At 31.0% G+C, this 20,004-nt stretch carries 23 protein-coding genes; 16 read left to right on the plus strand and 7 right to left on the minus strand.

Translation table 11 applies throughout. The features are described 5' to 3' along the window. Positions 1-2 precede the first annotated feature (2 nt). The 3 genes from dapB (at position 3) to HUE53_RS01245 (ending at position 3,031) form a co-directional block, all read left to right on the plus strand. Entirely contained in the window at positions 3-704 is a 702-nt protein-coding gene (gene dapB, locus HUE53_RS01235) for a 4-hydroxy-tetrahydrodipicolinate reductase (protein ID WP_014166510.1), read from the plus strand. Between the two features lie 67 nt (positions 705-771). Beyond that, positions 772-2,334 carry a signal peptidase I gene (gene lepB / locus HUE53_RS01240; protein WP_014166511.1) on the plus strand — a complete coding sequence of 521 codons (1,563 nt, stop codon included), beginning with the start codon at positions 772-774 and terminating at the stop codon, positions 2,332-2,334. Positions 2,335-2,416: 82 nt separating this feature from the next. Beyond that, entirely contained in the window at positions 2,417-3,031 is a 615-nt protein-coding gene (locus HUE53_RS01245; RefSeq protein WP_065213215.1) for a WbqC family protein, read from the plus strand. On the opposite strand, the gene HUE53_RS01250 is transcribed toward HUE53_RS01245, so the two are convergent. The 6 genes from HUE53_RS01250 to HUE53_RS01275 form a co-directional block, all read right to left on the minus strand. Then, positions 3,028-4,080, minus strand: a complete 1,053-nt coding sequence (locus HUE53_RS01250) for an endonuclease/exonuclease/phosphatase family protein (protein WP_014166513.1) — start codon at positions 4,078-4,080, stop codon at positions 3,028-3,030. The two genes, HUE53_RS01245 and HUE53_RS01250, sit on opposite strands and share 4 nt — an antisense overlap. 56 nt (positions 4,081-4,136) lie before the next feature. Next, entirely contained in the window at positions 4,137-5,018 is an 882-nt protein-coding gene (locus tag HUE53_RS01255) for a rhomboid family intramembrane serine protease (RefSeq protein WP_077225698.1), read from the minus strand. Between the two features lie 39 nt (positions 5,019-5,057). After that, positions 5,058-5,798, minus strand: coding sequence for a rhomboid family intramembrane serine protease (locus tag HUE53_RS01260; RefSeq protein WP_014166515.1), 741 nt, complete (start codon positions 5,796-5,798; stop codon positions 5,058-5,060). Further along, positions 5,795-7,672, minus strand: coding sequence for a DNA mismatch repair endonuclease MutL (gene mutL, locus HUE53_RS01265; protein WP_192188620.1), 1,878 nt, complete (start codon positions 7,670-7,672; stop codon positions 5,795-5,797). Before mutL ends, HUE53_RS01260 begins: the two co-directional genes overlap by 4 nt. Before the next feature lie 186 nt (positions 7,673-7,858). Next, on the minus strand, positions 7,859-8,347 hold the full coding sequence (gene ribH / locus HUE53_RS01270; protein ID WP_014166517.1) for a 6,7-dimethyl-8-ribityllumazine synthase: 489 nt from the start codon (positions 8,345-8,347) through the stop codon (positions 7,859-7,861). A gap of 68 nt (positions 8,348-8,415) precedes the next feature. Beyond that, on the minus strand, positions 8,416-9,222 hold the full coding sequence (locus HUE53_RS01275) for a tetratricopeptide repeat protein (RefSeq protein WP_014166518.1): 807 nt from the start codon (positions 9,220-9,222) through the stop codon (positions 8,416-8,418). A gap of 130 nt (positions 9,223-9,352) precedes the next feature. Between HUE53_RS01275 and recF the strand changes: the two genes are divergently transcribed. From recF to HUE53_RS14385, 10 genes are all read left to right on the plus strand, one after another. Continuing rightward, complete coding sequence (gene recF, locus HUE53_RS01280) at positions 9,353-10,432, plus strand: DNA replication/repair protein RecF (protein ID WP_014166519.1); 1,080 nt, start codon at positions 9,353-9,355, stop codon at positions 10,430-10,432. A gap of 30 nt (positions 10,433-10,462) precedes the next feature. Then, complete coding sequence (gene trxA, locus HUE53_RS01285; RefSeq protein WP_065213212.1) at positions 10,463-11,155, plus strand: thioredoxin; 693 nt, start codon at positions 10,463-10,465, stop codon at positions 11,153-11,155. Between the two features lie 500 nt (positions 11,156-11,655). Then, on the plus strand, positions 11,656-12,330 hold the full coding sequence (locus tag HUE53_RS01290; RefSeq protein ID WP_065213211.1) for a DUF2461 domain-containing protein: 675 nt from the start codon (positions 11,656-11,658) through the stop codon (positions 12,328-12,330). 76 nt (positions 12,331-12,406) lie between these two features. Continuing rightward, positions 12,407-13,420: a UDP-N-acetylmuramate dehydrogenase gene (gene murB / locus HUE53_RS01295; protein ID WP_014166522.1), complete on the plus strand. Its 1,014-nt coding sequence runs from the start codon at positions 12,407-12,409 to the stop codon at positions 13,418-13,420. A gap of 467 nt (positions 13,421-13,887) precedes the next feature. After that, complete coding sequence (locus HUE53_RS01300; RefSeq protein ID WP_014166524.1) at positions 13,888-15,000, plus strand: glycosyltransferase; 1,113 nt, start codon at positions 13,888-13,890, stop codon at positions 14,998-15,000. After that, positions 14,991-15,539 (plus strand): RNA polymerase sigma factor, encoded by a 549-nt coding sequence (locus HUE53_RS01305; RefSeq protein WP_014166525.1) that lies wholly within the window; start codon positions 14,991-14,993, stop codon positions 15,537-15,539. Before HUE53_RS01300 ends, HUE53_RS01305 begins: the two co-directional genes overlap by 10 nt. 278 nt (positions 15,540-15,817) lie before the next feature. After that, positions 15,818-16,030, plus strand: coding sequence for a hypothetical protein (locus tag HUE53_RS01310; protein ID WP_050855801.1), 213 nt, complete (start codon positions 15,818-15,820; stop codon positions 16,028-16,030). A 270-nt stretch (positions 16,031-16,300) separates the two neighbouring features. After that, positions 16,301-16,711, plus strand: coding sequence for a hypothetical protein (locus tag HUE53_RS01315; RefSeq protein WP_192188621.1), 411 nt, complete (start codon positions 16,301-16,303; stop codon positions 16,709-16,711). 408 nt (positions 16,712-17,119) lie between these two features. Then, on the plus strand, positions 17,120-17,449 hold the full coding sequence (locus HUE53_RS01320; RefSeq protein WP_148265448.1) for a transposase: 330 nt from the start codon (positions 17,120-17,122) through the stop codon (positions 17,447-17,449). A gap of 201 nt (positions 17,450-17,650) precedes the next feature. Continuing rightward, positions 17,651-17,773 (plus strand): hypothetical protein, encoded by a 123-nt coding sequence (locus HUE53_RS14385; protein WP_262891110.1) that lies wholly within the window; start codon positions 17,651-17,653, stop codon positions 17,771-17,773. Here the strand turns inward: HUE53_RS14385 and HUE53_RS01325 are convergent. Continuing rightward, on the minus strand, positions 17,759-17,983 hold the full coding sequence (locus tag HUE53_RS01325; protein WP_192188622.1) for a YodC family protein: 225 nt from the start codon (positions 17,981-17,983) through the stop codon (positions 17,759-17,761). The two genes, HUE53_RS14385 and HUE53_RS01325, sit on opposite strands and share 15 nt — an antisense overlap. Before the next feature lie 60 nt (positions 17,984-18,043). Here HUE53_RS01325 and HUE53_RS01330 point away from each other — a divergent pair, with 60 nt between their 5' ends. From HUE53_RS01330 to HUE53_RS01340, 3 genes are all read left to right on the plus strand, one after another. Next, complete coding sequence (locus HUE53_RS01330) at positions 18,044-18,388, plus strand: hypothetical protein (RefSeq protein WP_192188623.1); 345 nt, start codon at positions 18,044-18,046, stop codon at positions 18,386-18,388. Positions 18,389-18,391: 3 nt separating this feature from the next. After that, complete coding sequence (locus tag HUE53_RS01335) at positions 18,392-18,823, plus strand: PIN domain-containing protein (protein WP_192188624.1); 432 nt, start codon at positions 18,392-18,394, stop codon at positions 18,821-18,823. Between the two features lie 77 nt (positions 18,824-18,900). Further along, positions 18,901-19,995: a hypothetical protein gene (locus HUE53_RS01340; protein WP_192188625.1), complete on the plus strand. Its 1,095-nt coding sequence runs from the start codon at positions 18,901-18,903 to the stop codon at positions 19,993-19,995. Positions 19,996-20,004: the final 9 nt, after the last annotated feature.

Raw genomic sequence — 20,004 nt, forward strand, 5'->3', positions numbered from 1 at the left:
CAATGAAAATAGCTCTTTTAGGATACGGAAAAATGGGAAAAGTAATTGAAAAAATTGCTTTAGAACGAGGTCACGAAATTATCTTAAAAAAATCAAGTCAAGATCCTTTTGACGGACTTGAAAAAGCAGATGTAGCCATTGACTTTAGTGTTCCAACAAGCGCTGTAACAAATATTACAACTTGCTTTGAAAAAAACATTCCCGTAGTAAGTGGTACAACAGGCTGGTTAGAAGAATACCAAAAAATGGTTGATTTATGCCACCAAAAACAAGGAGCTTTTATTTACGGATCTAATTTTAGCTTAGGAGTTACTATTTTCTTCGAACTAAACTCGTATTTGGCTAAAATGATGGCCAACCTAGAACAATATAAAGTTTCTATGGAAGAAATTCATCATACGCAAAAATTAGACGCTCCGAGCGGTACCGCTATTACATTGGCGGAAGGAATCATACAAAATTCAAAATATGAAAATTGGACCATGAATCCTCCTAACGATACACAAATTCATATAGAAGCCAAAAGAATAGAAAACATACCAGGTACACACCGCATTTTTTATGATAGTACAGTAGATCAAATTGAAATAAAACATACTGCACACAATCGAGAAGGCTTTGCTTTAGGATCTATAGTAGCCGCAGAATGGCTAATAGGTAAAAAAGGAGTGTTTACCATGAAAGACGTACTTTCCTTAAAATAATTCAATTACAACAACAGCATTTTAGTCTGAACAAAGTTCTATAATATTATAAATTCTAACATTAAAGATGACAGCAACACAGTGGTTTATTTTTGTCTTGGTCATACAAATAATTCATGGCCTAGGAACTTGGAAACTTTATCAAAAAGCAGGTAGAAAATCATGGGAAGCTTTTATTCCTGTTTATAACGCTATCGTTTTGATGAAAATCATTAATCGTCCAACTTGGTGGACAGCTTTACTTTTTGTACCTGTAATAAACCTAATTATGTTTATTGTTATATGGGTAGAAACCTTAAGAAGTTTTGGACAAAATAAAGAAAAAGACACCCTATTGGCCGTTCTAACACTCGGTTTTTATAGTTATTACGTCAACTATTTTTTAGATGTCGAATACAAAAGAGACCGAAGCTTAGTTCCAACCACAAAATCAGGAGATACCATTGCTTCTCTACTGTATGCTATCGTAGTAGCTACATTAGTACATACTTATATCATGCAACCTTTTAACATACCTACCTCATCATTAGAAAAATCATTATTAGTAGGTGACTTTTTGTTTGTAAGTAAATTTCACTATGGTGCTAGAACCCCCTCTACAGCCATAGCCATGCCAATGGTTCATGATAGTATGATGATCGTAAAAGCAAAATCTTATTTAAGCAAGCCACAATTACCTTCTTTCCGATTCCCTGGATTACAAAAAATAAAACACAATGATATTGTTTGTTTTAACTGGCCAGCGGATACTGTCTATCAATTTTTTGATCGTTCAGGAAGACACATAGATAAACCAAAAGACAAACGCTCTAACTACGTAAAACGTTGTGTAGGACTACCTGGTGATAACTTATCTATAAAAGAAGGATATGTGTATATTAATAATAAAAAATTAATTTTACCCGAAAGAGCAAAACCTCAATATTCTTACTATATAACAACAGATGGTAGTGATTTAGCTTCTTATGCAAGTTTACTCATTGAAGAATTAAAAATAACAGATGGTATCTACCCAACTGATAAACCAAACGAGTATTTCTTTGGAGCAGTTACGGATGAAAACATAGCACGTATTAAAAACATACCCATCGTAAAATCCGTTACTAAAAACCTAACACCCGCTCCAAAAGAAATAGATAAATCTATTTTTCCTCACAACCAAAAATGGTCTTTAGACAACTTTGGTCCTATTTATATTCCTGAAGCCAATAAAACAATTGTTTTAAACAAGGAAACACTCCCTTTTTATAAAAGAATTATTACCGTTTATGAAGGCAATACCTTAGAAGAAAAGGGCGGAAAAATATACATTAATGGCAAAGAGTCTTCCAATTATACTTTTCAACAAGATTACTACTGGATGATGGGAGACAACCGTCATCGCTCAGAAGATAGTCGTTACTGGGGATTCGTTCCAATGGATCATGTGGTAGGAAAACCTGTCTTTATCTGGTGGAGTATTGATCCTAACATTCCTTGGAGTAAAGCCATTGATAAAATCCGTTGGGATCGACTATTTTGTACCGTAGGAGGTGACGGACAACCTACCTCCTATTTCAAATATTTCTTAGTTGCACTTGTTGCTTGGTTTGGCTTTGATTGGTACAGAAACAAAAAGAAAAAAGCATAATTTAAATCAATAAATTTATATCAGGTTTCAAATTTCAGGTCTACAAAACTTGAAACTTGAAACCTGTAATTTTTAAACAAATATGAATCTATTAATCCACCCTACTTATTTTCCCTCTATAAGTCATTTTGTGGCTATTGCACAAGCAGAAAAGATTACTTTTGAAATGGATGATAATTTTCAAAAGCAGACTAATAGAAATAGAATGTACATTTATAGTCCTAATGGGATTCAGTTATTAAACATTCCTGTGAAACATTCTAAAGAAACGCATCAAAAAACAAAGGACATTCGATTAGAAACAGCTTTTGACTGGCAAAAACAACATTTCAAATCCCTAGAAGCAGCCTACAGGACCTCTCCTTTTTTTGAATACTATGAGGATGCTATTGCTCCTATATTTACAAAGCAACACGAATTTTTAATGGATTTGAATTATCAAACCATCGAAATCGTTTCTAAATGTTTAGGATTGCATTTTGACTATCATAAAACAGAAGAATACTTTAAGGAAACTACAAATTTTACTGATTTACGATCATTGGCAAACGGCAAAAAAGATTCGACGCTACTTACACCTTACACACAAGTTTTTGAAGAAAAACATGGCTTTATAAACAATTTAAGTATTTTAGATCTCCTTTTTAATGAAGGTCGTTACGCCAAGGACTATTTATTAAATCAAAACGTATTTTAGTATAACGAAAGTCTAGTTAGAATAGGCAAATGATCTGAATTAACAAAATTAGGAAAGTTTTTAAAACTCTTAACACTCATCTTCGGATCTGCAAAAATATAATCAATTCGGGCAGGATAATATTTAAAGTTATAAGTCTGTCCGAATCCTTTCCCTGCTTCTTCAAAAGTATCTTGCATACTTCCTTTTACCGTTCTATACACATACGAAAAAGCACTATTATTCATATCTCCACAAACAACTAAAGGATAGCTACATTCTTTTTTATGTTCTACGAATATTTCAGCCTGTTGTTGTTGTTTTTTAAATGCTTTCCCTATACGTTTAAAAATCATTTCAGATTTAGCTTGACTAAACCCTTGTACTTTTTCTGATATTTCATTTACATCAGGAGAAATCTTGATTGATTCTAAATGCAAATTATAAACTCTTACAATATCTTTTCCTATTTTTATATCCGCAAATATGGCAATATTATTAGATTCTGGAAACACCACCTCTCCTTCGTTAACGATAGGAAATTTTGAAAAAATAGCATTCCCCGTTTTAATTAAATTCCCTTTTGTAAAAATAGCTCGGTATGGATACAACTTAAAATCTACCTTAGCTGATGCAGAAGTGGAATATTCCTGAATAGAAAGAACATCAGGATTGTTATCGTTTATAAATTCTAAAATTTGATCTGCTACATCTTCTCTTGGTATCCATTTAAATAAATTAAACAACCGTACGTTGTAATTCATTATAACAAAATCCTTATCAGAATCTGCTAATTCTTTGGAAGAAAACTTATAAAATTTGTTAACAAAAGTAATTCCTAATAGTAGTATTAGACCTGAAAAAATCATCTGCCTCTTTAATAATAAAAGCCAATACAGAAAGAATAAAGCATTGAGTATTAAAAAAAAGGGTAAAATTAAGGTAAGTACAGATAAAAATGGAAACCATTTAGGTGCTAAAAAAGGCAGTGCATACGCTAAAAAGGTCAACAACGTAAGCAAAAGATTAGCAACAAAAACGATCCTATTAAACCACGTAAGGTTTTTCATTTTATCCTATTTGAAAAATAATTACAAAGAAACAATTTTTTATCAGAATACACTAATTATTTACCTGCTCTAAAAAGAAACTCTTTTTCTTCTTTCGTAAGGCTTTCATAACCTGACTGGCTAATTTTATCCAAAATTTCATCAATTTGTTGTTGTGTTTTATCTTTCTTAATTATTCTGCTTTTTACTTCATTAGCAGGGCTAACATTTTTATAAACGGATTGAAAAGGAGTCCTTTTTTTTCCGCTGAATACATTGACTACTCTATCTAAAACCCAATTCAAGCCTTTACCTAAGTCTAAGCCTTCTTGCACTAATTTTATATAAACAAACCCAAAAAAAGCACCTCCTAAGTGCGAGATATGTCCTCCTGTATTTTTTAGAGGCAATTGTATCAAATCTATTACTAAAAAAGCCAACGCAATTTGCCAAATATAAATATTCCCAAATAAAGCCAATCGAATCTTCATATAAGGTTGATAAGTAGCCGTAGCAAACACTATAGCCATGATAGAAGCTGAAGCTCCAACAAGCAAAACTGTTTTTTTAGTAGACAAAAAAGGGAATAGTAAATAGGTAAAAATATAAATGAATCCCGCAAACAAACCTCCCAAAAGATATACGGACAAAAGTTGCTTTTGTGTAAAATAGGTCGTAAAAATTCGACCTGCAAAATGCAACATTAGCATATTAAATATCAAATGAACGAAGCTACTATGAAAAAAACAGTAACTAATCAGACTCCAAGGCCTACAAAACAACTGTTTAAAATTACTTGACAAAGCCACCCATTGATAAACATCAACTCCCATTCCTCCTATTTTTAATAAATAAACAATAAAAGTTGGGCAAACAAATAATATGATATTCCAAAAAATTAATTTCAAGGTTAAATCACCCATTTTATATTGCTGTTTTAAGTCATATAAAATATTCATATCATATTATTTAGTTCCAGATTATTACTCTTTTTTTTATTAGTTCCAACGCTTATCGTTAAATGAGTTCTTTTTCCAATACCACATCATCAAAAAACCTATTAAAGCTCCACCTACATGTGCAAAATGCGCAATATTTCCACCAAAAATTGAAGATCCTGTGACTCCCGAAAATAAATCTAAACCAACTACTATTGGAACAAAATACTTTGCTTTTATTGGAACTGGGATAAACATCATCATTAATTCAGCATTTGGAAACATAAAAGCAAAAGCTGTTAAGAGTCCATAAATAGCTCCCGAAGCTCCCACTGCCCGTGATAGATAGGTTGAAATAAAAGAAGTTAATTCTTGTTGCGTTAGGATTTCTTCCCAACTTAATTTGTATTTACCTTCTTTTAGTATTTCAAGTATTTCGATTTTTTTTTCACCGTTTTCTAACAATAAATTCAATCCTTCTTGAAAATGAATATAATTTACCCCTGAATGTATTAATCCCGCTCCTATACCACATGAGATATAAAAAAACAAAAATTTCTTAGCGCCCCAAAAATGTTCTAATGCAGTTCCAAAAGAATACAAAGCAAACATATTAAATAGAATATGTGTAAAACTACCGTGCATAAACATATAGGTTAATAATTGCCACGATCGAAAATTTGTATTTTCAAAATAATACAAAGCTAATACACTATCTGATTGTTTTACCAGATAGGCTCCAATAAAACAAATAACATTAATGATTAAAAGCTGTTTAACGGTAGGAGTAATTTGTATCATATACTAAACTTTTTGTCTATATCTTCCACACTCAGTGTAATAAAGGTAGGGCGATTAAATGGTGAAACCGATTGCTCTTTACATGCAAAAAGGTTATTAACTATATTCTCTTGTTCTAATTCGGTTAAAAAAGTTCCTGTTTTAACAGCTAAACTTCTTGCCATAGATTTAGCCATGCTATCCATTTGACTAAAACTACTATCGGGTATTTCTTCTTGCAAATCTGCTATTAACTGTTCTAAAACCCTAGCTACTTCACTTTCTAACATCGTAACAGGAATTCCTGATATTACAACTGAGCCCGAAGCAGCTGATTCAAAAATAAATCCAGCATTTTCTAACGAAGCCTTTAATTCTAAAAACAATGCCATTTTTATTCCTGAAAAATACAAGGTCAATGGAAACAACAACTGTTGACTATTTGCTTGTTGAACCGTTATATTCTTTAACAATTGCTCATATAAAATACGTTGATGAGCTCGTTGTTGATCTACAATCAACATTCCTGATTTTATAGGACTTATTATATATTTTTTTTGTAACTGATAGGTTATAGATTTTGCTTTTTCTATTTCTGTATCATTAAATAAAGATCCTGTAACTGATTCTGATTCAAAATGTATTTCTTCGGGTTCAAATGCGTCTTTTAGTCCTACATAAAGGCTTTCCCAACTTTGGCTTTCTTTTTTAGGTTGATAATTCAAACTACTACCACTTGAAAAAGAACCCAAACCTGTAGATTCCTTTTTAGGAGCTGGTGCCTCTTCTGCAAAAGGATTAAAAGTTGCATCTACCTGTATGGTAGGCATTTCTGCGTCTTTTCCAACATAACTATAAGGTGTATCAAGGTTTGCATCGCGATCAAAATCTAAAATAGGAGCTACATTAAACTGTCCCAAACTATGTTTTACAGCCGAACGGATAATAGCATACAAAGCTTGTTCATCATCAAACTTTATTTCTGTTTTAGTTGGGTGAATGTTAATATCAATGGTATGAGGAGGAACATCTAAATAAAGAAAATAACTGGGTTGCATCCCTTCTTTCAACAAACCTTCGTAAGCAGCCATAATAGCATGATGCAAATAACCACTTTTAATAAAACGATCATTTACAAAAAAAAACTGTTCTCCCCTATTTTTTTTAGCAAATTCAGGTTTTCCTATAAAGCCTTTCAACCTTACAATTTCAGTATCTTCGGTTACAGGCACTAACTTTTCATTGGTTTTACCAGCAAAGATATTAACAATGCGTTGGCGCAAATTAGATTGAGGCAAATTAAACACTTCACTTCCGTTATGATAAAACGTAAAATGTATATTTTCGTGCGCTAAAGCTACCCTTTGAAAATCATCTATTATATGACGCAATTCAACGGTATCTGATTTTAAAAAGTTTCTACGAGCTGGTATGTTAAAAAACAAATTTTTAATAGCAAAAGAGGTCCCTTTAGGCAACACGGATGGCTCTTGAGAAACAAACTTACTCCCTTCTATAATTAAATGCGTTCCTAGTTCCTCTTGATCTTGTTTCGTCTTGAGTTCTACATGTGCTATTGCGGCTATAGAAGCTAAAGCTTCTCCTCGAAAACCTTTTGTATGTAAATCAAACAAATCCTCTGCTTTTCTAATTTTTGACGTAGCATGACGTTCAAAACAAAGACGTGCATCTGTTACACTCATTCCCTTACCATTATCAATAACTTGTATGAGTGTTTTACCCGCATCTTTACAAATAAGCTTAATATCAGTTGATCCCGCATCAATTGCGTTTTCCACCAATTCTTTGACTACCGAAGCAGGTCTTTGTACTACCTCTCCAGCCGCTATTTGGTTAGCTACATGATCGGGTAGTAATTGTATTATACTTGACATTAAATGAGTTACTAAATTAATTTCCTAAATGGATTGAAAAACAAATTTAAAGAAAAGGAATGGGTTTTTACCTTCAAGCTTTTTAATTTTTTAACAAAAAAACCATTCTATTACGTTGTAATTAGAATGGCCTGTAGTTCTTATTTTTTTCTTAAGTCCTTTATTTAAAATAAAATTCCCTTTAGACTAAAACTGATTTCTTAAATCCACCATTTTTATAGCTGCTATTGCGGCTTCTGTACCTTTATTACCATGAGCTCCTCCACTCCTAGCAATAGATTGTTCTTCTGTATTATCTGTTAAAACACAAAAAATAGTAGGAATATCGTATATCACATTCATATCCTTAATCCCTTGTGTTACACCTTCACATACAAATTCAAAGTGCATGGTCTCGCCTTTAATAACACAACCAATTACAATAACTGCATCTAAGTCTAGATTTTTGTGCATTTGACTTGCTCCGTAAATCAGTTCAAAACTACCTGGAACATTCCAACGAATGATGTTTTCAGGCAAAACACCACAGTCCAACAGAGCTGCTTCTGCTCCTTTGAAAAGACCTTCGGTAATTTTGTCATTCCATTCGGAAACAACAATCCCAAATCGAAACTCTTTCGCATTTGGGATTGTATTTTTATCGTACTCTGACAGGTTTTTATTTGCTGTAGCCATATTAAGTTTACTCTATATCCGTTTACTGCATTGCGTCTTGTATACCGATTACAGTACTGTTGACTAGTTTATTGTACCATTCCAATTAAAGCATCAATGTTTTGAGCTTCTGGAGTGTCTTCGTACTTTTCTTTAATTTCACTAAAATATTTCAAAGCATCTGCTTTATTTCCTTTAGCAAAAGCCAACTGTCCTGCTTTTAATAAAAAACGTGGCGTTGTTAATTCGTTTACATTACTTTCAGCTGCCTTTACATAATACTCTAAAGCTTCGTCTGTTTTGTTTAACTCTGCATTTGCATCACCTATAGCACCCAAAGCTAAAGCGTTCGTATAAGCATCATCTGATTTATAATCACTCAAATACTCTATTGCTTTATCAAATTGTTTTGTATGCAAATAAGCCATTCCTGCATAATAGTTAGCTAAATTCCCTGCGTCTGTACCACTGTGATTTTTAGCAATATCAATGAAGCCTTGTTTTCCTTCACCTCCATTTAGCGCTAACTTAAATAAAGAATCATTTGCTTGTGGCGCATCAACCGCTTGTTGAAAATATTTTTGAGCTTGGTACATATCGCTTGCCGCTTCGTTTTCAGCTGGAGTTGACACAAATTTGTTATACATCAAATAGCCCACTACAACCAAAGCTACCCCTCCTAAAACAGATAAAATGATATTTTGGTTTTTTGCAACAAACTCTTCAGTTTTACTTGCTGTTTCATCTAGGGTATTAAAAACGCTAGCAGTTGTACTTTCACTCTCTTCAACCGCAATGGTCTGCTCTAAATCAGCTACGTTTTCAAGAACATCTTCTTCTGTTTTCTCAACTTGTGGTTTTGGAGCTTTATATCCTCTTTTATTATAAGTTGCCATTATAATTTTAAATTAGTGAGGTGCAAAAATAAAATTTTTATTGAAAAACAAAATAAGTTTTCATTTTATTTTTAATAATTTGCAAGCGTTTTTTAATCCCTATCACAAAAAAATCACAATCCTTCGATATATGCATCTAAAAAAAATTTCTTTATTTAACTTTAAAAATTTTGAAGAGGCAAATTTCGATTTTGAACATAAAATCAATTGTTTTGTCGGAAAAAACGGAATTGGTAAAACCAACGTACTGGATGCTATTTACCATTTGGCTTTTGGTAAAAGTTATTTTAACACTTTGGCTGTACAAAACATTAAACACGGAACTGATTTTTTTGTAATAGATGGAGAGTTCATCAAACAAAATCGTCCTGAAAATATTGTTTGTAGCTTAAAAAAAGGGCAAAAAAAAATATTAAAACGCAACGGAAAACTTTATGAAAAATTTTCTGACCATTTAGGTTTGATTCCACTAGTTATCATCTCGCCAACAGACGCTGACTTGATTCGAGAAGGAAGTGACGTTCGAAGAAAATTTATAGACACCGTTATTTCTCAATTAGACAATCATTACTTACATCAACTAATTCAGTATCAAAAAGTATTAACGCAGCGAAATGCTTTACTCAAATATTTTGCCCTAAATCGTATTTTCGAGCAAGATACCCTAGAAATATATAATGATCAATTAGCTAATTTGGGTACTGAAATATTTAAAAAAAGAAAACAATTCTTAACTGAATTCATCCCTATCTTTGATCATTATTACAAACTCATTTCAAATTCTGCTGAAAATGTATATCTAACGTATGAAAGTCAGCTAACACAAACCCCTTTAAACCAACTCTTAGTAGAAAACACACACAAAGATAGAACCTTACAATACACTAGTGTTGGGATTCATAAAGATGATTTGGCCTTTTTAATAGAAGGACATCCTATAAAAAAATTTGGTTCCCAAGGACAACAAAAATCCTATTTGATAGCCTTAAAACTAGCTCAATTTGAATTTGTAAAAAAACAAAGCGGAGAAAAACCGATTCTTTTATTTGATGATATTTTTGATAAATTAGATGAAGATCGCGTTAGCCAAATTGTTTCAATGGTAAACAATGAGGAGTTTGGACAACTTTTTATTTCAGACACTCATCCTGATCGTACTGAAAATATTGTCAAGCAAACCCATCAACTTTATAAGATTTTTAACATATAATTTTTTTAACTTAGCTTAAAATTAATAAAAATGAAAAACTTCCTATTCAGTACTTTTTGTGCTACCCTAATTTTCTTTACGAGTTGCAAAGGACAAAATAATTCTATAACCGATCATTTAGAACCCAAAGCATTTGCTGAAAAAATAACGAATGCTGATGTGTATATACTCGACGTAAGAAGCCCTCAAGAATATACTTCTCAACATTTAGACAAAGCAATTAACATAGATTATAACGCTGCTGATTTTGAAAGTAAATTATCCCAACTAGACAAAAAAAAACCTGTTTATTTGTATTGTTTAAGTGGAGGAAGAAGCACAAAAGCAATGGCAAAAATGAGTACTATGGGTTTTAAAGAAATTCATAATATGACGGGAGGTATTATGAAATGGAATGCTGAAGGATTATCTAAGCCTGCCTCAACTTCAGGAATGACTCTCCTTGAATTTCAAAAATTAGTACAATCCGATAAAAAGGTATTGATTGATTTTTACGCTGAATGGTGTGGGCCTTGTAAAAAAATGGCTCCTTATCTTGAAAAAATGAAGGAGGAAATGAAAGGCAAAATAACAATTATAAAAATAGATGCCGACAAAAACCAACAATTAGCACAAGATTTACAAATAGAAGGCTTACCTACTTTAATCTTTTACCAAGAAGGCAAAGAAGTTTGGAAAAATTTAGGTTTTATGAAAGAAGAAGAACTAAAAAAGAAATTATAACATTCTTTAAAAAAAGGAAAAAAATTAGAAACAGGCATAAAGATTTCACTCTTTGTGCCTTTCCTTTTTCAACTCCGATTATACATTAAAAATAAACCCAGATTACGTATTAGACTTCGTTGTAAAATATAAAAATACAATAAAAATGAGTGCTCACGGACTTTTTGAAATTTTAGAATATATTAATATTTCAAAAAGGAGTAAGTGCTTATTTTTGAAGTAGTTTTAGGTTGGAATAGATTTCTAAAGCGTAATTTGGGATAAAGTAGTTTTGAATCTAAAAAGGATTTTTTTTTCTCCTCAATGCAAAACTACAGCTGTGGTAAAAAAATTCCGTATCTTCTTTTATTTACCCTTTTCACCTTCATCATAAAGACTAAGACACAATCTGGGTTAACCTTTTTGTCCTATTTTTTCACACATCCAATAGAGCCTTTTTTTAAGGTTAAAAAAATAAAAATAACTCCGTATCTTTACATCAACATACAACCTAAAGAATAATGTTTACAAAAGAAGCCATCAATTTCTTAGACGATTTAAAAGCTAATAATAACACTGAATGGATGCGTGCTAACAAAAAACGTTATGAAGCATACAAAAAAGATTATCATAATTTGATCTATACTATTCTAGAAGAAATCAAACCTTTAGATCCTTCTTTAGAACCCCTAGAAGTAAAAAATTGCACTTTTAGAATCAACCGTGACATTCGTTTTTCTAAAGACAAATCGCCTTATAAAACCAATATGGGTATTTGGATGTCTACTAACAAATTAAGGAAGAACAGCCCCGGCTATTATATTCATTTCGAAAAAGACAAATGCTTTATAGCAGGAGGTGTATGGTGTCCTGAAACAAACGAATTAAAAAAAATACGTCGTGAAATAGCTTTCTTTTACGAAGATCTAGATGAAATCGTAAACAATACCCTTTTTAAAAAAGAATTTGGAACTATAGACAAAGAAGAAGGTCAGGTTTTAAAATCAGCTCCAAAAGGATATGATATTAATCATCCCGCAATAGAATTCTTAAAACTTAAAAGCTTCACCATTTCACAACCTATTGATGAAAAATGGTTTACAACCAAGGATTTCGCAAAAAAAATAGCCTCTAAACTGATTCTTATAAAACCATTTAATGAATTTTTAAATAGAGCATTAGAAACCGAAGAATAAAAAGCACAGTTCAATCTTTTTTCTTTATGTTCTTTGTAAAATCTTTGCGTACTTTGCAAACAAATAAATTAAACCAATGAATATCCAACATAACTACTCTCTTAAAAACTACAACACCTTTGGTATTGAAGCTAAAGCAACTGAATTTATTGCTATAAAAAGCATAACTGAGTTAAAAGAAGTTTTAGAAAAAAACAAAAACAAAGAAAAGTTTATACTAGGAGGCGGAAGCAATATGTTATTAACAAAAGACCTAAATGCTTTAGTTATTCACATAGATCTAAAAGGAAAACAAGTTATAAAAGAAGACGAAAATTATGTTTGGGTAGAAGCACAAGCAGGTGAAAACTGGCACGAATTTGTTTTATGGAATATAGAACACAATTATGGAGGCCTCGAAAATATGTCTTTAATTCCAGGAAATGTAGGCACTACCCCCGTTCAAAACATAGGTGCTTATGGCGCTGAAATTAAAGACACTTTTATATCATGCGAAGCTATTAACATTCTTACCCAAGAAACAAAAACTTTTACAAACGAAGTATGTAAATTTGGCTACAGAGAAAGTATTTTCAAACAAGAAGCCAAAAACCAATACATTATTACTTCCGTTATTTTTAAACTAACCAAACAAAACCATAAAATCAATACAGGTTACGGCGATATTCTAAAAGAATTAGAAAACAAAAACATTACCTCTCCAACTATAAAAGATGTAAGCAATGCTGTAATTACTATTCGTAAAAGTAAATTACCCGATCCGAAAGAATTAGGAAATAGTGGTAGCTTCTTTAAAAACCCAATTATTTCAAGAGAACAATTTAACAAAGCCAAAACGGCACATCCTGAAATAAAACATTACGATGTTTCCGAAAACGAAGTAAAAATTCCAGCAGGCTGGATGATTGAACAAGCAGGTCTAAAAGGACATCGTGTGGGAGATGCTGGTGTACACACAAAACAAGCTTTAGTATTGGTAAATTATGGAAATGCTACAGGACAAGACATCTTAAACCTCTCTCAATTCGTTCAAAAAACAGTTTGGGATAAGTTTGGAATTGCTATTGAAGCAGAAGTTAATATCATTTAAATCATTCCTAATAGTTTTACAGAAAAGAGTTCTAAATAGTTACAAATCCAGCTTTTTTGTAACTATTAAACCTATTTTATCAAAAAATACAAGACTCGAGGGACTAAAAAGAACTTCCATTATTCATAAGCCTATTAAAAATCAAACTAAATTATACCCTATTTTAAATTTTAAACAATTCATACCACACAAGAAAAAAGAAGACACGTAATACATATTGAATTTTTAAACAAAGAATTAGATAACAGAGTAAATATTATAAATTCCAACAACCACATTAAAAAACCTCTCATCCTCTTTTTCCATTAAAGGTGCATTTATCCTTTTTAAAAAAGATAAAATCAACAACTATTAAACCCTGCAACAAACACCAAAAAACAAGAAATTTTTAATCTATAATTGATTCTTGTTATTTGGCATTTGAATTTTAAACCGCTACCTTTGCACATCATTTTTTGAAAGAATATATGGAGCTATTTTTACTCATTTTATTTTATTTTTTCCTTACCGTAGTAGTCATTCAAATAATCTATTACTTATTTGTTTTTGGCAAATTTTCTTTTACAAAACCACAAGAAAGCAAGGAAAAACACATTTCTGTTTCAGTTATAGTATGCGCAAAAAATGAAGAAGAAAACCTGACCAAACTAATTCCCCTGTTAGCAAAACAAAACTATCCTAACTATGAAATTGTCATCATTGATGATGCTTCCTATGATAACACCCGCTTTTTAGTAGAAGATCTACAAAAAGAAATCCCAAACTTAAAATTAGTAAAAGTAGAAAACAACGAAGCTTTTTGGGGAAACAAAAAATTTGCCCTTACTTTAGGTATCAAAGCCGCTTCTAAAGAATACTTACTTTTTACAGATGCGGACTGTTTTCCTAATTCAGAAAACTGGATAAAAGAAATGAGTTCTCATTTCACTATGCACAAAACAATTGTTTTAGGATATGGCGCTTATGAAAAAAAGCCCGGTTTTTTGAACAAACTAATCCGATTTGAAACTTTATTAACCGCTACACAATATTTTTCTTGGGCAAAATTAGGAAAACCCTATATGGGCGTAGGAAGAAATTTAGCCTACAAAAGAGAAGAATTTTTCAGAACAAACGGTTTTATTAACCATATAAAAGTACGCTCAGGCGATGACGACTTATTCATTAATGAAGCAGCTAACAACTCAAATACCACTATTTGTTTTTCAACTGACAGCTTTACTTATTCTGTTCCTAAACAAACCTTTGGAGAATGGTTTACTCAAAAAAGACGCCATGCTTCAACCGCTAAATTATACAAAGCTTTTGACAAAAATCAATTGGCACTATTCTATCTAAGTCAATTTTTCTTTTTCACTACACCTATCACCTTATTAGCTATGCAATACCAGTGGATTATTGTATTAAGCGCTATAGCAGTACGCTACTTAAGCAGCTGGATTTCACTAGGCTTTTCCGCTGGTAAACTAGAAGAAAAAGATGTTATATACTGGTATCCTATTCTTGAAATTATTTTAATTTTCACACAACTAAACGTGTTTATCAGAAACCTCATTTCAAAACCTGTTACTTGGAAATAAAAAAACACATAGAAAAAGCCATAAAAGGAGATCAAGTAGCCTTTACATATTTATTAGATAAATACTGGAATGAGGTCTATGCCTTTATGTTACAACGCACCGAAAATGAAACCGATGCGGAAGACATTACCATAGAAACTTTCTCAAAAGCATTTGACAAAATAAACAGCTACAATTCTGAATTTCAATTCAATACATGGCTCATTGCAATAGCCAAAAACGTACATATTGATTTATTAAGAAAAAAGAAATCCTCCCTATTTATAGACATTACTGATGAAGAAGATCACATTGCTTATGCCATAGCAGACAACTCACCTTCAGCGGAAGACCAACTTATTACCGAACAAAATCTGAATCGTTTACTTCAATTTATCAAGCAACTAAAACCCGCTTATCAAGAAGTTATTCAGATGCGTTATTTCCAGGAAATGACTTATCAGGAAATTGCTGACGACCTGAACGAACCATTAAATAACGTAAAAATTAAGATTCTTCGTGCTAAAAAACTATTAGCAGATATTATCAAAGAAGCATAATTAAAAATATTTTGTTACTTTTTTCCAGACTATACATTATACCATTTAAACTTAAAATATACTGGATTAAAAAATAAAGTTCTCGATACGTTTTTTTTCATTTAAAAAACAACTCGAACAGACGGTTGAGTATATAATTGAAATCATCGTTCGTTCGATCGCGAAGCGCATCGAGAACCAACACTAATTTTTATTGCTTTTGTAGATGTGCTATTTAAAAAATCAAAATTTAAATGGTATAAAATGATTAATTTAAAATAAATTTCGTATTTTTAAGTATGTACCATATCCAAGGAATTTCCCGCCATCAACTACAAACAACCAGTTTAGAAGACAAAATAGCTCTAGATAATCCAGTGCGTTTTATAGATGCTTTTGTTAGACTAATAGATCTTAATAAAATAGGATTTACGACCGTTGTTTTAAAAACCGAAGATCGTCAGAATTTCAAGAACAAATCTTTCTTAAAATCTATTTGTATGGCTATTTAAACAACATTCGTAACTCCATAAAGTTAGAAAAGAGTTCATCCGAAATATCGAGATGCAATGACTTTTAACCTATATTCGTCCGAATTAGCATAGCATTTCTGATTTCAGAAAAAACAACCCCAAAGCTCTCTAAAAACTCTTTAAATTATTTGTTTCGTTTTTAAAAAATGCTGATTTAATTGCAGGCGAAACTATCTCTATTGATGGTGCTAAATCTAGAGCACATAACGGTAAAAAGTCTAATTTTAACAAAAAAAGATAGACAAACATTTGGCTTATATTGAAGCCCGAATTCAAGAATACTTAGATCAATTAGATCAAAATGATAGCCAAGAAAATACTGTTGTTATCAAAAACATTCAACAAAAGATCGAGCCCTTAAAACCCAAATTCCACATTAGGAAAAAATTCAACCAAGTGACCAATCAAAAAATAAGCGATTTTTTCTATTCTTGGATTTTCGATAATTTCAAATTCGACAATTTTACTTTAGATATAAACTCTTCTGTAGTAACAAGATATGATACTCAAGAAGGAGCAAAAAAAGAATACAGCCCCTCTAAGAAAGGCAAATTATCACACCATACTTTAATAACTTTTACAAATGATATGAAATTAGTTCCAGATATGTGGTTGCGCAGTGGAGATAGTACTTCTACAAATATTTTTTTTCTTTTTTAGAAAATACGTTATCAAAATTAAAGAACAAAAACGTTAGTTTAATTCGATTAGATAGTGGCTTTTTTTCAAACGAGATAATGGATTATTTAGAAACTTCTAAAAAGAATTACATCATTTCGGCTAAATTTAATCATTCAACTCAAAGGATAATTAACTAATCTAACAATTGGATAGATTTAGATGGCGGTATTGAGATTTGTGAGCAAAATTATAAGACTAAGTTCTGGAAAAAATCAAAAAGAATGGTAGTTGTACGTCAAAAATTAAAAGAAAAACCCAATGCGCCAAGTAAAATATGAAGTCTTTTTCCTGAGGATGAGATTCAGAAAAACTACAGATACACAGCCTATTTTACAAGTCTAGAATTTGCTCCATCAGAAATCTGAAGATTCTATCGTGGTAGAAGCCATGCTGAAAATAAAAGAATTGAAATATGATTTTATCTTTGACAACTTTAATTTGAAAGATTTTTTCCCAACCGAAGCAGCTCTTATTTTTACTATGATAGCTTATAATTTAATGTCTCTTTTCAGAACATTTGTTTTACAAGAAAAAACTCAGAAAACACTAACAACATTGCGATATAAAACCTTTGCTATAGGGGCATATTTTGAAAAACAAAATGACAGGCTTGTTTTGAAAATTGCACTTAACAAAAAAGAAAAGCTTGGTTCAGTGGTCTTTGAAATTATAACATCACCTATCCTTTTGAAATCTCTAATGTGTAATTTGAATTAAATATTATTTTTCGCAATAAAACTATATAAAGATACATAAAATACGCATTTGACGTGTCTTTTAAAAAGTATTGCTTTTAAAGGCATTAGCTGGGTAAACCTAGTTTTGTTTGTTTTTCCTTGTAATCATCGCTGAGTTGCGTATATTTGTGTGTTACAGGATATTGTAAACCAATCTGTACGTTGAAAAAAATTACAGAATATGAACGTATCAGAAATAATTACAAAATTATCTCAAATAATAGTAGACACAGAAGTAGATTTATCTGTAAAAGAGCATTTAGAAAAATTAACGAAACTGACTAAAAATTTATTCGGTGAATAACTCTAAACTGTCTTGATTAAAAGTTGCAGTTTGTAACTCATTATTTAGAAACCATTGACAATTTACACTTCCTGTAAACACGTCGAATTTACCTGTTGTTGCTCCTCTCCTTCTACGAGACATATCTAACTCAGATATTGTCATTTTTGGACTACCTGATTTTAAAACCACAATGTCTCCAACTTTAAATTTTTGTTCAATTTCAGCCATAATTAAATAATTTCAACCAAATATAACTAAAGAATGTTATATTGCAATAAAAAATAAAAAATGGATTACTCAAATTTTGTTATTCTAAATTATGATTTAGGTATTAGAGGTGAATATGAAAATTTATACTTATTTTTAGATACTAATAAAGCTATAGATTGCGGTAACTCAAATTGTTTTTTTGAGTACCATTTTAAAGGTTCGGAAATAAACTATGATGATAAATTTAAGCAATTAAAAGAAGATTTAGAGAAAACTATTGAGTTTGGAAAAAATGATAGGATATATGTAATTGTACACAATAGTGAAGGAGCACCTCGTGGAAAATTTTTATTTGGGCAAAGGAAAACACCTGTTTGGGATGGTTATGCTGTAAAAGAACAAGATAACAAACTACCTTTCTAAATAATGAAAACTATACTACTTGATACAGGTTATTGGATAGCTTTATTTAATCCAGAAAAGGAAAAAGAAAAACAAGAAATTGTAGAGTTTGTTTCTCAACTAATAGATGAAAATAACTACAGCATAATAGTCCCATTTCCAACATTATACGAGTTTTTAAATTCTCGTCTTTCAAGTAGAAAAAATGAAAAAGTGAATTTAGAAGTTGAATTGTCTAAAGAGAAATATAAAAAAGTATATGATGAAAAATACCGCAAAAAAGCTTTAGAAAACTTCTTCAAACAATTTTCATTTGTAAATTATGATATAAGTTTAGTAGACGAGATTATTAAAGAAATGATTGAAGATACAACACTAAAGACTGACATTATAGTAACTTTTGATAACTGCTTAAAAAACTATGCAAGGTCTATGAATGTTGAAGTTATAGAATAACGACATCCTGTAACAACGGTTTTGCAAGATTTGGGCATTTGGCTTATGGAAAGTCGGTCTTGTACTTGCAAACATCAGTGAAAAAATTAAAAATTGGGAATGGCTTTCCCCAAACCTCGCAAAGCCACAAAACGTTAGCCAACATTTCCAAAAAAATCATAGTGAAAACAGAAAATACTAAAATTGCAAAAATATTTGCCGATTGTGCACAACAAGCGAAAGATAAAACAAATATCTGTATGTTTCCTGGATGCACAAAAAAGTCTATAAATTCTCACATTATGCAAAAAAATGGAATATTATCTTCAATTGCTGAAGACAACCATTTGTGGGAACTAAAAATAGATAATTTTAAGCAAGAGTATATTGGATTCAAAAAAGATGGAATTAATAAAATATACACTTTTTTTGGGTTTTGTAATGAACATGACGCTTCAGTTTTTAAAAAAATAGAAACCGAAGGAAAGATAAATTTTGATGATTATACTTCGTGCTTATTATTTGCACTAAGAACATTACACAATGAAATTTGGCTCAAACAAGTTGTAATAAAACTTCACGAATGCGTTTTAAAAAATGAAGAAATTCCAATGAATAAAGAATTACTAAAAATAACAATTGAGCAAAATAAACTTGGAATTTTAGACATGGAATTTTATAAAGATTCTATGTGGTCAGATTTAAAAAATCAAACTCAATCTTTTGTCTTTCAACATCGCCAATTTGAATTACAAGAAATATGTCTTAATGCTTCAATAAATTATGAAACACCTGAAGAAGTATACAGATATAAAGTCGAACATGGAAAAGATATGGACAGATTAACTGGAATCTTTATTTCATTTTTCCCTTATTTAGGAAATTCAATACTACTGATGGGTTATCACAAAGATGATGCTATTTTGGCTAAACCATATGTCAATTCATACTTCAAGGAAAATGAAAAGAGAACATTTAGGAGATTATCAAATATGTTTGCTTTTTATGTAGAAACTTGGGTTTGCTCAACTAAATTTTATAAAGAAAAAATAGAAGGTTTAGATAGTGAATTTCATAAATCAATGATTTTTGCAACTGAGAAAGGTTATGGTAGAAAAATATTTGATATTAATATGTTTGAGAAAGATTTTAAAAAGAAATTTAAAGATTTTATAAAAAGAAACGTCGGCTAACAGGCGTTT

The organism is Flavobacterium columnare (assembly GCF_014844295.1).
GTDB classification, from domain to species: domain Bacteria; phylum Bacteroidota; class Bacteroidia; order Flavobacteriales; family Flavobacteriaceae; genus Flavobacterium; species Flavobacterium columnare.